Annotated in this window: 10 protein-coding genes and 1 pseudogene; 3 read left to right on the plus strand and 8 right to left on the minus strand. The window is 47.1% G+C overall.

Features of this window, described 5'->3' with window-relative positions; genetic code table 11:
- Positions 1 to 130 precede the first annotated feature (130 nt).
- From QFZ78_RS12230 to QFZ78_RS12245, 4 genes are all read right to left on the minus strand, one after another.
- Positions 131 to 1174 (minus strand): glycoside hydrolase family 88/105 protein, encoded by a 1044-nt coding sequence (locus tag QFZ78_RS12230; RefSeq protein ID WP_307547790.1) that lies wholly within the window; start codon positions 1172 to 1174, stop codon positions 131 to 133.
- 76 nt (positions 1175 to 1250) lie between these two features.
- Positions 1251 to 2762, minus strand: a complete 1512-nt coding sequence (locus tag QFZ78_RS12235; RefSeq protein WP_307547792.1) for an extracellular solute-binding protein — start codon at positions 2760 to 2762, stop codon at positions 1251 to 1253.
- A gap of 38 nt (positions 2763 to 2800) precedes the next feature.
- A complete protein-coding gene (locus QFZ78_RS12240) occupies positions 2801 to 3682 on the minus strand; it encodes a carbohydrate ABC transporter permease (protein ID WP_307547795.1) in 882 nt (293 codons plus the stop codon).
- Positions 3683 to 3702: 20 nt separating this feature from the next.
- On the minus strand, positions 3703 to 4599 hold the full coding sequence (locus QFZ78_RS12245; protein WP_373461115.1) for an ABC transporter permease: 897 nt from the start codon (positions 4597 to 4599) through the stop codon (positions 3703 to 3705).
- Between the two features lie 489 nt (positions 4600 to 5088).
- On the opposite strand from QFZ78_RS12245, the gene QFZ78_RS12250 reads away from it, so the two are divergent.
- The 3 genes and pseudogenes from QFZ78_RS12250 to QFZ78_RS12260 form a co-directional block, all read left to right on the plus strand.
- Positions 5089 to 5868 (plus strand): sporulation protein, encoded by a 780-nt coding sequence (locus QFZ78_RS12250; RefSeq protein WP_307547797.1) that lies wholly within the window; start codon positions 5089 to 5091, stop codon positions 5866 to 5868.
- 348 nt (positions 5869 to 6216) lie between these two features.
- Positions 6217 to 7797: an FAD-dependent oxidoreductase gene (locus QFZ78_RS12255; protein ID WP_307547799.1), complete on the plus strand. Its 1581-nt coding sequence runs from the start codon at positions 6217 to 6219 to the stop codon at positions 7795 to 7797.
- Positions 7798 to 7884: 87 nt separating this feature from the next.
- A pseudogene (locus tag QFZ78_RS12260) lies at positions 7885 to 8531 on the plus strand (aldo/keto reductase); the annotation flags it as partial.
- 268 nt (positions 8532 to 8799) lie between these two features.
- On the opposite strand, the gene QFZ78_RS12265 reads toward QFZ78_RS12260, so the two are convergent.
- From QFZ78_RS12265 to QFZ78_RS12280, 4 genes are all read right to left on the minus strand, one after another.
- Complete coding sequence (locus QFZ78_RS12265; RefSeq protein ID WP_307547800.1) at positions 8800 to 9360, minus strand: NADPH-dependent FMN reductase; 561 nt, start codon at positions 9358 to 9360, stop codon at positions 8800 to 8802.
- A gap of 464 nt (positions 9361 to 9824) precedes the next feature.
- Entirely contained in the window at positions 9825 to 10586 is a 762-nt protein-coding gene (locus QFZ78_RS12270; protein ID WP_307547804.1) for an SDR family NAD(P)-dependent oxidoreductase, read from the minus strand.
- A gap of 100 nt (positions 10587 to 10686) precedes the next feature.
- Positions 10687 to 12489, minus strand: coding sequence for a beta-glucuronidase (gene uidA / locus QFZ78_RS12275; protein WP_307547806.1), 1803 nt, complete (start codon positions 12487 to 12489; stop codon positions 10687 to 10689).
- A gap of 519 nt (positions 12490 to 13008) precedes the next feature.
- Positions 13009 to 14538: an ABC transporter substrate-binding protein gene (locus QFZ78_RS12280; protein ID WP_307547808.1), complete on the minus strand. Its 1530-nt coding sequence runs from the start codon at positions 14536 to 14538 to the stop codon at positions 13009 to 13011.
- Between the last annotated feature and the right edge of the window lie 57 nt (positions 14539 to 14595).

The following is a 14595-nucleotide window of genomic DNA, read 5'->3' on the forward strand; positions in this document are numbered from 1 at the left end:
ACTCGTTGTCACTGGTTGCTATTTTGTAGTTGCACAAAAAGCCCCCCATAGGATAAACAGATTTTCATTATTTCACCTGTCTACCTTATGGGGAGCATAACTGCCCATTTAAGCAAGTATGATAGTGATCTCAGCAGCCGTGACCGAACAGATTTTTCTGCGAGCCCAGCACCGCGGCAAGGAAAGCCAGCGTCAGCCCTTGTCCCCAACCCTGAATGCGTTTATCCGGTACGTTCTTATATCCTTCCGCATCGTTCATGACCGCAGTGCCAGCCGAAACTCCGATTACCGTGCCATCTGCGGTAATGCGCGCTAAGATGCCGTCGATCGACTTCTGCGTGTACTTATTGTATAAGCGGCCGCGCGATAATAATGCTGTCGCTATTCCCGCCGAACCCGAAGTCTCCAGCGGGGAGGTCGGCTCATCAACGATCGTATGCCACAGCCCCAATTCATCCTGAAGGCGTACGAGTGCGCTCAGTTGATCGCGAAGTGAACCGTCGATGATCATGAAGGACGGATGCGTAACTGGAACAAGGTCGAGCGCCCGGGCCATTGTCAGGGCTGCCCAGGAATTGCCGCGCGCCCAATGGATAGCGGAAAGGTTGTTTCTCGCAATGTTGTCCCATCCATGAAAATACAAATTCGACACCGGATCCTGCAGGAAATTCTCATGTCCGTGATACTGCTTGAGCCCATCCTCAATGTAATCTTGACGCTTAAGTAGGGTTCCGATGCGAAGCAAGAAGTACCCGGCCATGAACATCGTATCCACCCAAGCCTGTTCTGGGAAATTGTATGTTTCCGAATTAACGGTATGCTGGAAAATACCGTCATCAAAACGCACGGCCTCGTGTGTTAGATACTCCGCCATATCCGTCGCTGCATCCAAATATTTCTTATCCTGCGTTACTTGATATAAGGTAAGCATGGAATGTCCGATTGATACCGCGTTTACTGATAGCTTCGGCAGCCCGTCCTCCATATTTTCGTCGACCCAAGCTTGCAATTTGGTTAAGTACTCTTGCCTGCCTGTAGCAGCATAAGCTTCGCACACGCCATAAAATGCAACCCCACCCGGCCAATCCCAGCTAAAATCCATCTTGAACGTACGTTCTACTACCCGGTCGATAGCCGACCGGATCATTTCTTCGTCGAATATTATCTTCGGCATCTCTTTTAACTCCTCTCCCGTTAAACGATATATGAGGAAAGGGCCATATATCCCTTTCCTCAATCAGCAAGCCTCATTACTTCGCTACTTTAGCGTATTCTGCATTAAATTCCTCAATGACCTTGCTTCCGCCGCTTTGCAGCCATTTATCAACCGTCTGTTTCCATTCAGCCTCATTGATCGCACCCATGATGAATTTTACTGTAGCATCCGCAATGAGCTTCGAGAGCTCTTTGCCCTTCTCAATCTCCGTATTGGAAATAAAAGGCGCGGCGGGATTAGCTAGGGCGATCGTAGCATTGTCCTGGAACAGCTTCGTGCTGAGCTTCTCGAGCTCGTTTCCATAGTTTACAACTTGATCCTGCAAAATCATAAACTGATTGCCATCCTTAATTTCCGCCTTTATCTTTGAATCCTGATTTTGCGTATAGTTGCCATTCTCAGTCGTGTACTGCTTCCCTTCAATACCATACTTCATCAGGTTTTGAATATCCTTCTCGGATACTTTATCGAAGTAAGCAAGAATTTGCTTAAGTTCAGCTTCCGTCTTCACGCTCGTTTTCGGTATCACGTACATGCCCAAATAGCCGGCACCGGCGCGGGTTCTTTCGCCCTTCGGACCGGAGATGCGGTTAATTAAATTAATTTTTGCATTCGGATCGACCTTCTTCATGTTCTCCTCGATAACTTTGCCGTCCAGCATATTATCGATCCAAAGTCCGGCTTGACCCTTGTTCATTACGGCCCGGCCGTCTTGGACGAGCGCGAAGTCCTGATTGATAATCTTTTCATCATACAATTTCTTGTAGAACTTCATTGTCTCCAAGTATGCTGCTGTCATATGAGCCGGAACCAGCTTGCCGTCCTTCAGCTCCCACTCATTCGGACCGCCCATATATACCAGAATATCTTTAAAGCCAGCAATATTACTTCCCTGCATCCCCACAGCAAGTCCAAGCGTATCCTGCTTACCATTCTTATCCGGATCTCCTGTTGCGAATGCCTTCAGAATCGTATAAAGTTCATCTACGTTCTTCGGCGCCTGTAAGCCCAGGTTCGTTAACCAATCCTGACGGATCATCAAACCGAAGCGAGCAAGATCCCGCTCACGGAACACACCGTAAATTTTGCCGTCGATCGATATGTTCTTCAGTACGATGTCCGACATCTTGCTCAGGTTCGGATAGCTTTTCAGATAGGGCCCGACCTCCCAGAACATACCGCTGCGGGCGGCGTTAACGATATTGGAAGCTTTCGGTTCCAGCGCAACAAACGTTTTCGGCAGCTCGCCGGATGCAACGGTAGCGCTTAATTTATCCGTGTAGGACGAGGAAGGCACCCATGACACCGTAAGTTTCGTGTTTGTCTTTTCCTCGAGCGTTTTTAATACCGAGCTGTCCGCGGGCATCTGCTCCGGATTGTAGGTCGGCAGCATCATCGTTAGTTGCAGCGGTCCTTGATTCACCCCGGCACCACCATTGCCTTGGGGAGCGGCTTGATCCTTCCCCCCGCAGGCGGTAATAACTAGTGCCACTGTAGTGAGCAAAGCTCCGGCTTTGACCATTGTCTTCTGATGTCTTTTGTTCATTTTTTATATCCTCCCTTTTTCCCTTATGCTATTATATCTCAACCCTTAACCGAGCCCAGCATTACCCCTTTGGCAAAATGCTTCTGCAAAAACGGGTATACCATCAGGATCGGTAGCGTAGATACCACAATTACCGCCATCTTCACCGATTGCTCCGGCGGAGAGACATAATCCGCATCCATCGCGGTGGAGTCCCCGATCCCGCCCGAAGCCATAATCACAATCTGCCTTAAGAGCACTTGAATCGGCCATTTGGTATTGTCATTAATATACAGCACGGCGCTAAAGAACGTATTCCAGTGACCTACCGCGTAAAATAACGAGAAGGTTGCGATCGCGGGCATGGATAGCGGAAGCACGATCCGGAAAAAGATTCCTAGATCGTTGCAGCCGTCGATCTTGGCGGATTCCTCCAAGCCGTCCGGCAGCTGCTGAAAAAAGTTCCGCATAATGATTAAGTTGAAGGCGCTGATGGCGCCTGGAATCAGCAAGGACCAGTAGGTATTGATCATTCCTAACTGCTTGACAACCAGGAACGTCGGAATCATCCCGCCGCTGAACAGCATCGTGAACACAACCAGCATCAAGATCGGTTTGCGGAAATCCATATCTTTGCGCGCTAACGGATACGCCATTAAGCATGTAAAGAAGATGTTGATCAGCGTACCTACGATCGTGATGTAGATAGTAACTAGCAAGCTTCTGACCAGCGTTTGGGTGGAGAAAATATATTTGTACGCATCCAGAGTAAATTCTGTCGGGAATAAGATGAATCCACGCATCAGCAACTCCTTCTGTGTGGCGAACGAGCCAGCAACGACATAAATGAATGGGATTACAGTAAGTAAAGCGAATACAATCAACAGCGCAATGTTCAAGCTATCGAATATTCGACTTCCCCAGCTTTGCTTGAGCGGCATAGCGGTTCAACACTCCTTTTCTAGTAGATACCTTCTTCACCAAATTTTTTGGCTAAATGATTAGATACAAGGACAAGAATCAAACCAACAATCGACTTGAACAAACCGACCGCTGTACTGAAGCTGTACTGTCCTTGGCTGATCCCTACAGAGTAGACATAGGTGTCGAATACTTCTCCGACCTCACGGTTCATCGCGTTGAGCATAAGGAAGATTTGCTCAAAACCCGTATCGAGAAAATGTCCCAGTCGGAGGATCAGTAGAATGACAATGGTGCTGCGAATGGCTGGCAGGGTAATATGCCACAGCTGGCGGATCCGGTTCGCTCCATCCATGCGTGCTGCTTCATACAGCTGTGTGTCGACGCCGGCTAGTGCCGCAAGGAAAATGATCGTGCCCCAGCCCATTTCTTTCCAAATAACCTCAGCGGTAATGATCGTCCTGAACCAATCGTTACTCACTAGAAAATTGATCTTTTCTCCACCGTAACGCACCAGCAGCTCGTTCACAATGCCGCCTTCCGTCGTTAAGAAGATGTAGGCAATCCCCACAACTACGACCCAGGACATAAAATGAGGAATGTATATCAACGTTTGAACAGTCTTCTTAATGAATTCCTGCCTTAGCTCGTTTAGCATGAGTGCAATCACGATCGGTAGCGGAAAGAAAAACAGGATATTGTAAGTGGCCAGAATCAACGTATTCCGAAAGAGAACGAGAAAGTTCGAATCGCTAAAGAGACGTTCGAAGTGTTTAAGACCTACAAACGGACTATCCCAGAAGCCCAGAAATGGCTGATAGTCTTTAAATGCGATGAAGATTCCGTACATCGGCCAGTACTTAAAAATGAGAAAGTACAAAAGGCCAGGGAGGACCATGAAATAGAGCCATCGGTTCCGCACTAGTCTGCCTATCATTGTCGACGACCTCGTAGCCGAAGACGTAGCGACTCGTGCTTTCATACTTGTTTGCATGCTGCTTTCTTCCTTTCAGCTTATGACTGTGAAACTGTAGCTCCATCATATCGGAGGGCTTTGTTTGCCGTCGATAGTCCCTGCTTGTTCAGATTGTCTGTCGTATGCTGTTCCTGGGGCGATAAACCGCAAATAGTCATTAGTTGCGCTCGTTGTCACTGATTGTTTTTTTGTTGGTGCATTACAAAAAAGAGCCGCTTCAGGGAAGCAGCTTAACTAAGATCGATTCAGCGAGCTGCCGCTCATTTTTCGCTCCTGGCAGACGCGCGAGAGGCATGTACAAACGCTCGAGAGCGGAACTCAAATATGCGAACGTGCCCAGAATGGTACAATTCGACAGTAATTTCCGTTTTTTTTCCGCAAACATATGAAACTACTTTGTGCTTTACATCGTATCAGTGAATATATGAATGACAAGGAGGAAATTTACACATGTCCATATTTAAACGAATGCTCGCAACCGTCGGGATCGGCGCTGCCCAAGTAGACCTCATGCTCCATCAAGATACGGTGAACGCGGGGGATATGATCAGCGGCGTCGTCCGGATTCAGGGGGGGCGCGTGGATCAGCAGATCGATGACGTTTACGCCTTCGTCATGACGCGTTACTTGAAGGAGCAGAACGATACAAAAATGCAAGTGGAAGCTGCCGTGGCCAAATTCCAGCTTACCGGAAAATTTACCGTTGAGGCGGAGCAGGTCTACGAGTTCCCCGTCTCGTTCCAGCTTCCAGCCATTACGCCAGCAACGATGGGAAGAACCCCTGTTTGGATTCAAACCGGACTTGATATTAAAGAAGCGGTTGATCCGAAGGATCAGGATCAGCTTCAAGTAAGACCGCACCCGCATTCCGAGGTTATACTGGAGGCGGTCAATGAACTCGGATTCCGACTCCGCGAGGTGACATGCGAATACATGCCAACTTATGGCAGAAAGAATGGATTGCCTTTCGTTCAAGAGTTCGAATTCGTCCCCTCCTCGCAATTCCGGGGCCGACTGGATGAATTGGAAATTATCTTCTCCCCGGACGAGAACGGCGTCGACTTGCTGCTGCAGATCGATCGCAAAGCGCGCGGGCTAGCCGGCATGTTCGCCGAAGCGACTGGTACGGATGAAAGTTTTGTAAAGATACGGTTCGAGCGCAATCAACTAGCTTCCGGAACTACCTACGTTGCCGGTGTTCTGGCCGACTTGATCCGCAAATACGTATAAGACTTCACCGGCATTAACATGGCAACAAACGCTAAGAAGCCTTTCCCAATGAGGAGAGGCTTCTTTATTTTCAAGTCGTAGAACCTATTCCTTGTCGCGTAAGCACATCCCTTTCAAGTACTCCACCAGACTTTCGATGTTCATCTGGACATGCCGATTGTCGCCCACCAGGCTATATCGATTAAAATCTTTGTACTCCCATCATTTAATCGTCCCCTGAAATTTCATGTACAAATTCCTCGGTGTGGAGACCTAAAGCTACGCCTTCGAATGACCGGAAAATAGAACCGCCAGAAAAGGGGAACACTTGAAAAATAGGAGTCAGAAGCCGGAAAGGTTGAGACAATTTTGAAAATTGTAAGGACGACGTGCGCTTTGCTAACGGCCTGCCTTCTGATCGCAGCCGCAGCTTCTCTCATTTTCGTATTTCAAAAGCAACCCGAAGAAAGAATCGTCATATACGGTGGAGGCCCTCAAGCCGTAGCCGCGGCACTTAAGGCAGCGGACGGTTTTGGCGGGCAGGTAACGATGATTGTCCCGGAGAATCGGCTTGGATCAATTCAAACTGCTGGCGGGCAAAATCTGTTTGATCTGAACAGCTATAAGCCCTCCCGGCTTCCAGAAGGAATTCCAGCAGATTACAAAGGTGCTCAAGCTGGCTCGCTTTTTTATTTTCTGCGGGAGCTTTCGCCCGTTTTTCCTCCGAGCCAAATGGAGCAATTTTTTTCCTATAAAACAGGCGCCAGAAAAAACATACGTGTTCTCTATCAAACCGACATCGAAAGGGTTGACTGCGAGTCGCAAGGCAGTGCGTACCGCGTTTCATCCGTTGCCGTCCGGCCTCTAAAGCGCGCCGTTGGCGGGGGCTTTTCCTTTGACTTTCAAAAGCCTCCCGAAATCATTCGGGGCCTCGTGTTTATCGACGCGTCTGAAACGGGCAGGCTCGTTCGGCTGACGGGGCACCACATCGGAACCGTAGGAAGGGAAGACCAAAACCCCGACGAAAAGCAGATGGCGGCCACGCTCATGTTCAAGGCTAAGGGTATAGATGTAGAAAAAGCAGTAACAGATTGGACCAAAGAAGGGTGCACTCTTTCGGAAAAGGGCTCCTTGCAGCTTTGGGGAGGCTACATTCTTAACACCGACCCCGGTTTTTCCGCTTACAACGAAAATCCCGCCTCCCCTTACCGCTTCAAACCCTACAACGCGGGAGAGGATGGCTATTCCCAAAAGGGTTCCGCGCGCTCCAAAGACATGGAATTTTGGGTCAACGGGCTTTTGATTTACGACGTGGACGCGCAGCTACAAAGCGGGATTCCCAATTCGAAGGGCGGAACGGAGCCGAGCGAAGCGCGCAGGCTCGCGCTTGAGGAAATAGCCAAGCTCGAGTTTATTTCCATGCTCAGGCGCCTCCCCGGATGGGGCAGTGCGGAAATCGTTATTGAAAACGGAAAGCCCGCTGCGGGCGAAACCCTCTACATCAGGGAAAGCGTCCATACGGCCATCAAGGTTGACAAGGAAAGGCGAATCTACGAATTCGCGTTGGACAAAAGCGGCGTCACAGGCGGCGACAGCCGCTACTACAAGCGCCGTATCGGACTCGGCTACTACCAATTCGACTCGAATTCTTACAAAAAAGGAGAACCGCTCTCCAATCCGCTCCCGGCTAAACCTTGGTACGTTCCATACGATGTTTTACTGTGCCCCTCGCTCACGAACGTTTTGATTCCCGGGTACGCCGCGAACATCGATTCGTTCGCTTGGACAGCGATGCGGGTGTACCCGAATCTCATCGTGCTTGGAGACGCCGCCGGCGCTGCCGCCGCGCTTGCGCTTCGGGGCGATTTCGAGCTTTCGAATCCGACCCAAAAACAAATCGAGTTTCTTCAGAGGGAACTTCTCAAATATCAAGCGATATTGGAGAAGTGAAAAGCTGCGCAAGCGGCTTTTTTTACTTGAAGCCGAGGATATTCAATTTCTTGTCTTAAACCCTAACACAGAAAGGCTGTTCCCATATATCGTCTGATTGATACCGCTGCCTCTTATCTAAATGAAGAAGCAGTTGGCAGAGCAATCAAACGGAGTGGTGTGGCAAGAGAGGAATTATTTATCACTACGAAACTTTTGGTTCAGGATGCAGGTTATGAACGCACAAAGAAAGCATTCGAAAAATCACTGGAAAGATTGCAATTGGATTATTTGGATTTGTATTTAATTCACCAGCCATTTGGCGATGTGTATGACTCTTGGCGCGCTATGGAGGAACTGTATCGTGAAGGAAAGGTCCGTGCAATTGGCGTTAGTAACTTCCAGGCGGATCGTCTGATCGATTTGATTATTCTGTTCAGATTGAGTCCTGGGCACCTTTTGCTGAAGGAAAAAATAACTTGTTCCAGAATGAGGTATTAGTATCCATAGCTGAAAAATATAATAAATCCGTTGCTCAGGTGGTTTTACATTGGTTGACACAAAGAGAAGTCGTTGTGATTCCAAAGTCTGTTCGTAAAGAAAGAATTATCGAAAACTTCAATATCTTTGATTTTGAATTAAGCCAAGAGGAAATGGAGTCGGTTACTACGTTAGATACGAAACATAGCCTGTTCTTTTCACATCGCGATCCTGAAATGGTGAAATGGATCAGTACCCGTAAACTTGATATCTAACAATCGCTATTTCGAAGGTATTTATTAAACAATTCTACCTGTTAATTGTGATTTCGGCAGCCTTCTCCGATGTTTATTGTATACCGCCTCATGAATTTGCCATTAATAATTAAATATTGACAAGCTATAGCTGGAATACTTCAATGAGAAAGAGGAGCTGCTTCGCTGCAAGCTCCTCTAGTTCGTCTCTGTTTGTTAAGTCAAGAAAACCTGCTTTTAACTTCTTCTAATATTCGATCAACGATGGAATCTGTATGTAGAACCTGTACTACTCATTCAGGCGTTGTACCTGGTCTATCCATTGCATAAACGATTGTACATAGCGCTGCAGATATTTGCGGGTCGTTTCATCTATGAGCTTGCGAGTATCTGAATCAATCTTATCTAAAACTTGAGATATATACATTTTTTGAGACGGCATAACATATGACTGAGTGGCATCCAACGTTTGCCTAATTTGCTGCTGCGACAGAATCGTACCTTTTGCGCCTGGCGTTGCACCTATCACACCCGCAGGCTTATGAATTAGGACGGCTGTTTTGGTTGGTGTCGATGCCCAGTCCAGTGCATTTTTCAGTACACCCGGTATTCCTGAGTTATACTCTGGGCTAACGATGATGATGCCATCCGTCTTTTTAATCGCCTCACGATAATGCATAACTGGGTCTGGCCCTTCTCCATGATCCAAATCCGCGTTATACAAGGGAAGATTCTCAATCGATATGTATTCATATTTCGCGGAATCTACGAGTTCAGGGATTGTATTCGCAATCATTTGATTAAACGAATTTCCCCTTAAACTACCAACAATAATCCCTATTCTTTTCAAATCAGCCAACCTCCTCATAGAATTTAGAAGCCATTCTCATTTAATCATATAATATTTTCCTCATTTTGTGTGGAATGGCTTTAGTTCTGTAGTAAGAAATGATTTGAAACAGGCGTAACCTTATTATGCAATAAATGAAAAAAAGACTGGTATCTCATTTCTCTAAATGATTGCCTAATTCTCTCACTAACACTAACGCTACATACGTATATGCCTATTAATTGAAATATATAAAACAACAAGGAGCAGTTGCCTTAGACAAACCACAACAGAAGGAAAAAATCACATACTAAGTGATGATGTTCTTCTGCGATTTATTGCGGGGGCTTTTGGACATGGCTGGCCCATTCAAATCAAACTTATCATGTTGATAACTTATTCAACAGTGAAAACGGCAACCCTGCATCAATGTCGGGGCTGCCGTTGCGCGATCTTCATCACTTCTTTTGTGACCTCAACTTGTATTAGGCCAGTATCTGGATGCCGCCGCAGATACCAATCATCTGTCCGTTCATGTAGTGGGATCCCTCGCTGGCCATAAAAGCGACTATAGGGCTGGCATCCTTATAGGGGTCTCCGAAATAACCAACAGGACTAATCTTCATAACCTGCTCCATCGCTGCCATGCCCTGGGGGCTGCTATCGAAATTATCAGCCTTTATTACCGGCAAAAAGCAGTTGGTGGTGATGCCGTATTTTCCCCATTCCTTGACAGCAAAACGGGTCAGCGACATAACAGCGCCTTTGGCCATAGCATATCCGGCAAATCCAGGCGTACCTGATACAGCCGAACCGGAGGCACAAGTGATAATTCGTCCATAATGTTGCTCCTTCATGTAGGGGAAGCATTTTTGCATTAAAAGCATCGTATAGAGAGGGCCGGTATTATAGCTCTCGAGAGCCAGCTCCGTTGTGGTATCAATGAGGTTGGTGGGATGCTCCATTCCCCCCTGAGCAATGCAGGCCAGAATCTCCACCTTGCCAAATTCCTTGATGGTTCTTTCCACAACCTTGTCAAGGTCTTCTTCCTTGGAGATGTCGCAGGTCATCGGCACGATTTTTCCATCCATGCCTTCCGCTTCCTTGGTCAGCTTCTCCAATCTGTCCAGCCGCCTTGCGCAAGCCAGAACATTGGCTCCCTCCTCCGCCAAACGCAACGCACAGCCATAGCCTACACCGGAACTGGCTCCAACTACTAGCGCAGTTCTTCCTTTCAGAATACCCATAAAGCAGTCCACCTTTCTGTATTTGCCAGTACGATCTAATTATAAGATTGAGACTATTTGTATAGCATGGTGAGAGATATCATCATAATCAATCTGTTGGTTATTGCTTTCCTTTGTAGCCGAATTCCGGAATGGATTGCCATCTTCTACGAAGTTCATGTGCCGCATATTTCGGCTTTCGATCCCGCGTAAATATCCCTTTCTTATTCCCTTGAACCCTAATGATGCCTTGGCTGGTCTGAAAATCAGCAAAATTCCATACCTGCTCGCCGACGAAATGCTCGAATTCATCGAATACCTCATGATTAGCCCGCAGGTATTCAACCTGGTATTCTTCTGTAAACATAACTGGATCGACATCGTGCAGGCCAGCAATTGTATCGGCGCCATACTCGGTCATCATGATCGGTTTGCCAGAGCAACGCTCGCACCAGCTATTTAATTCTTCACGCAGCTTGATCTTGGCAAGTTCGAAGTCTCCGCCAAACGCATACCAGCCATAGTAGCGGTTAAGGCACAGTACATCGACCAACTCCGCCACTTTATCGCGATCAGGTGTGGCCATCATAATATTGACAATCGTTACGGGTCTTTTTTGCGGGTCCAGCTCCTTGGCCAGTGCTATGAGCGGCCGGAAGTACTCCTCCGCTCCGTCTTCCTCGGAAGCCGGCTCATTCGCAATGCACCACATCACCACGCTGGGATGGTTCTTGTCGCGTGCGATGAGTTCCCGCACGACTTCCTGATGAACCTCTTGAGTCTTCAATACTTCCCAAGTATTCCTCTTAGGTCCCCTTTGAGGCGTGACATTAAAGCTCAGATGCATACCGACGGCGGGTGTTTCGTCAATGACAACAATCCCTTCTCTGTCTGCTAGTCTCATGATTTCTTCCGAATAAGGATAATGCGCAGTCCGGAACGAGTTGGCTCCGATCCACTTCATCAACCGGAAATCCATCACATTGGCAGCTTCATTCAATCCTCTCCCGTTAATCGGGGTATCCTCGTGTTTACCGAAGCCTTTAAAATAGAAAGGCTTGTTGTTGATTAAGAATTTTCCGTCCTTCACCTCAACCGTCCTGATCCCAAATGGCTGTTCATATGCGTCGATTACTTGTCCATCTTGAATCAATTCAAGCTTAAGACTATACAGGTAAGCAGCAAGCGGCTCCCACAGCTTCGCGTCTTCGATGCGGATCGAACCGGAAAGGCCGACAGCTTCTGCGACGGTTGCACCCGATTGGTCAACGACGGTTACCTTCACGTGCGTATCGCCTTCGATTGCCGCCTCATAATGGACGGTCCCTGTCGTTCCATTCAAATCCGTTACGATCGCGACATCCTTGATATAGGTTTTGGGTGTCGTATAGATCTTGACCGGACGATGGAGACCCGCATAATTAAAAAAGTCAAAATAAGGGCTGTTCTTGACAACTCTGCCCAGTCCGGGCACCTCCGTTTCGCTATACGTGCCCATCGGAAGCGTCGTTTCATCTACGATATTGTTCACGGCAACCGTCAAACGATTTTTGCCTGCTTGCAAGTACGGATTAATTTCGGCTTCGAACGGTGTGAATCCGCCTATATGTTCCGCGACAAGATTGCCGTTCACATAAACCTTTGCCTTATGCGTAGCGGAACCAAAGCGTAACACAATTCGTTCCGATAACAGCAGACCCGGTACCGAAAAGTCTCTTTCGTACCATACCCAGCCTACGTGATTCCGAATGTCACCCGTGACCCCTACATCATTAAATGAAGATGGCACAGACATACAGATTGTGTCAGTAAGGGAAGAGATATACCACTCTTCTTCAAATCCTTTTCCTGTATCAAGTTTAAAATTCCAAATGCCGCATAAATCGATCATGCTGCGGGTTTCCGTTACAATTGGATATAACATTTTTCTCTAACTCCTTTGTAGTTAAGGTTATTGTAATTTACGAAAGCGGGGTGTATCCGAACCAGTCAAAGAATGCAGGAGCCATAGAGGTTCTTCCATTCCCAGCGGCCCTTATGGAAACGGAGGGACGGGGCGTAATTCCCATCGAGCTTCTGCACCCTTCCATATCCAACTGGCTCTTGCGAGTTAAGCAGTGACCGACTTGCTTTCAATGGACGAGATCACGGCAATGGAAGATCGGTACACCCGGAAAATTATTACCGGGTTAGAGTATTGCTTGATTTGGGATGGCACTGCATCTAACCTCCTTAATCTAAGAAATTCCCTGGAACGTAATACGCTGCTGCTAAGCCTGTTCCTATGCAATAGCCTTAATTCAATCATAAGAGAAATTCCCGCTTCTAACTAACACTCTCACGACTTCTCCAATAGTGTTTTGCCGACTTATTGCAAAGCCCTCACTCGACATTAAGCTAAAAATAAAAGCCTGCTCCTCAAAAGAGGACCAGGCTCATGCCTTTATTTTTTGTTAGCAGCCGCCCAAGCGTCCAACTGCTTTTGTTTTTCCGCGATGACTTTGTCCATACCTGCGGCCTTCAGCTTGGATCTGAACTCCTGCAGTTTATCGGTCGGATCAACGGCTCCCGTCTCTAGTGCTTTTCTATATTGTTCCAATACATTATTTAGGGCTGTAATCTCGTTCTTGACCTGTTCCGAATTGAAAGAAAAGCCGAGTGCTTTCGATTTAATGGCTTGTTCATTAAATGCCTTCGTTTTATTCCACAGATCCGGATCGTCTGTTTTAAACGGGTAGGTTAGGAATGAATTGCCAATAATCCAGTTTTGATTGGAATACCCGACCGTCTTCGCATCTACGCCAGACGGATAATCAATGACATTATCCGAAACCTTTACGTAGTGCTTTCCTTCGATGCCCCACAACAACAGATTAGTGATATTTTTATCGCTGTACATGAGATTGAGGAACATCATGGCACGTTCAGGATTGCCGGAATTTTTGGAAATCGTCCACAATGCGTTAAGTACATCATCAGTCGTCGCATAAGCTGCCGGAAGCAAATCAGCCCATACCATTTCTTTACCGGTTTTTCGCATTTCCTGTTCGACAAATCCCGGTTTATATTTCGCAATGTAGGCGAATGCCTTATTTGCTTTCATGAGATCAAATTCATTGGTCTGGGTCGTGGCTGCATCCTTGTTGATATATCCAGACTTGAACCAGGAATTCATCCGTTTCAACAAGTCTTCATATTCTTTGGATTCAAAATAGTTCTCTACCTTCAGTCCATTATCGAAACCATGCAAAACACCAAATCGATCACCGAGTTTATCATAGGTTTGATAGCTCTCCAGAAGAGGGGATAAGCCGCTTGCCAGCGGAGCGATAGTAGGCTCGCCCTCTTTAATCGTCTTTAATACTTTCTCCACATCGTCCAGTGTTTTTATGGAAGCAACATCAATTTTGTATTTCTCAACAAGGTCTTTCCTCATAATAATGCCAGTTCTACCGCCATAATTTTTGATATTTGGCGTGCCATAGATCTTCCCTCCGACTTGAGCGCTCTTCAGATATTCGGGTGCAACCGCTTGCTGGATTCCCTGGCCGTATTTCGACAAGAGATCATCAATCGGAACAATTTTACCCGTTGTCGCTGCACTACCGTAGCTTGCACCAAATGAAATAGCTAAGTCCAACTTTTCGCCGCCTGACGTTATTAGATTCATCTGCTGCTGCCAAGCACCGATACTGATGGGAAGGATCTTCACCGTAGCGTTGATTTTAGCTTGTGATATTTTGTTGATTTCGGCTTGAACCGCTTCCACGTCCTTGGGTACCGCTCCGAAAATCGGAGTGGCCATCGTGATTTCGTATGGGTCTTTCGTCGCTTTATCCGTGCTTACGCTTGAAGTAGGGGTTATGCTCGATGCACTGCCGCCTTCGTTCTTTGTTGACGAACATGCGGCGAGCATACTCATTAACATAACCGCTACAAGCGATAAACTAGCAACCTTCACTTTCCTTCTCATTGTATTCCCCCCAATAGTTATCGTTTGATTACACTTTCATCATAGCGCTTGCCCCCA

This window comes from Paenibacillus sp. V4I5 (assembly GCF_030817255.1).
GTDB lineage: Bacteria > Bacillota > Bacilli > Paenibacillales > NBRC-103111 > Paenibacillus_E.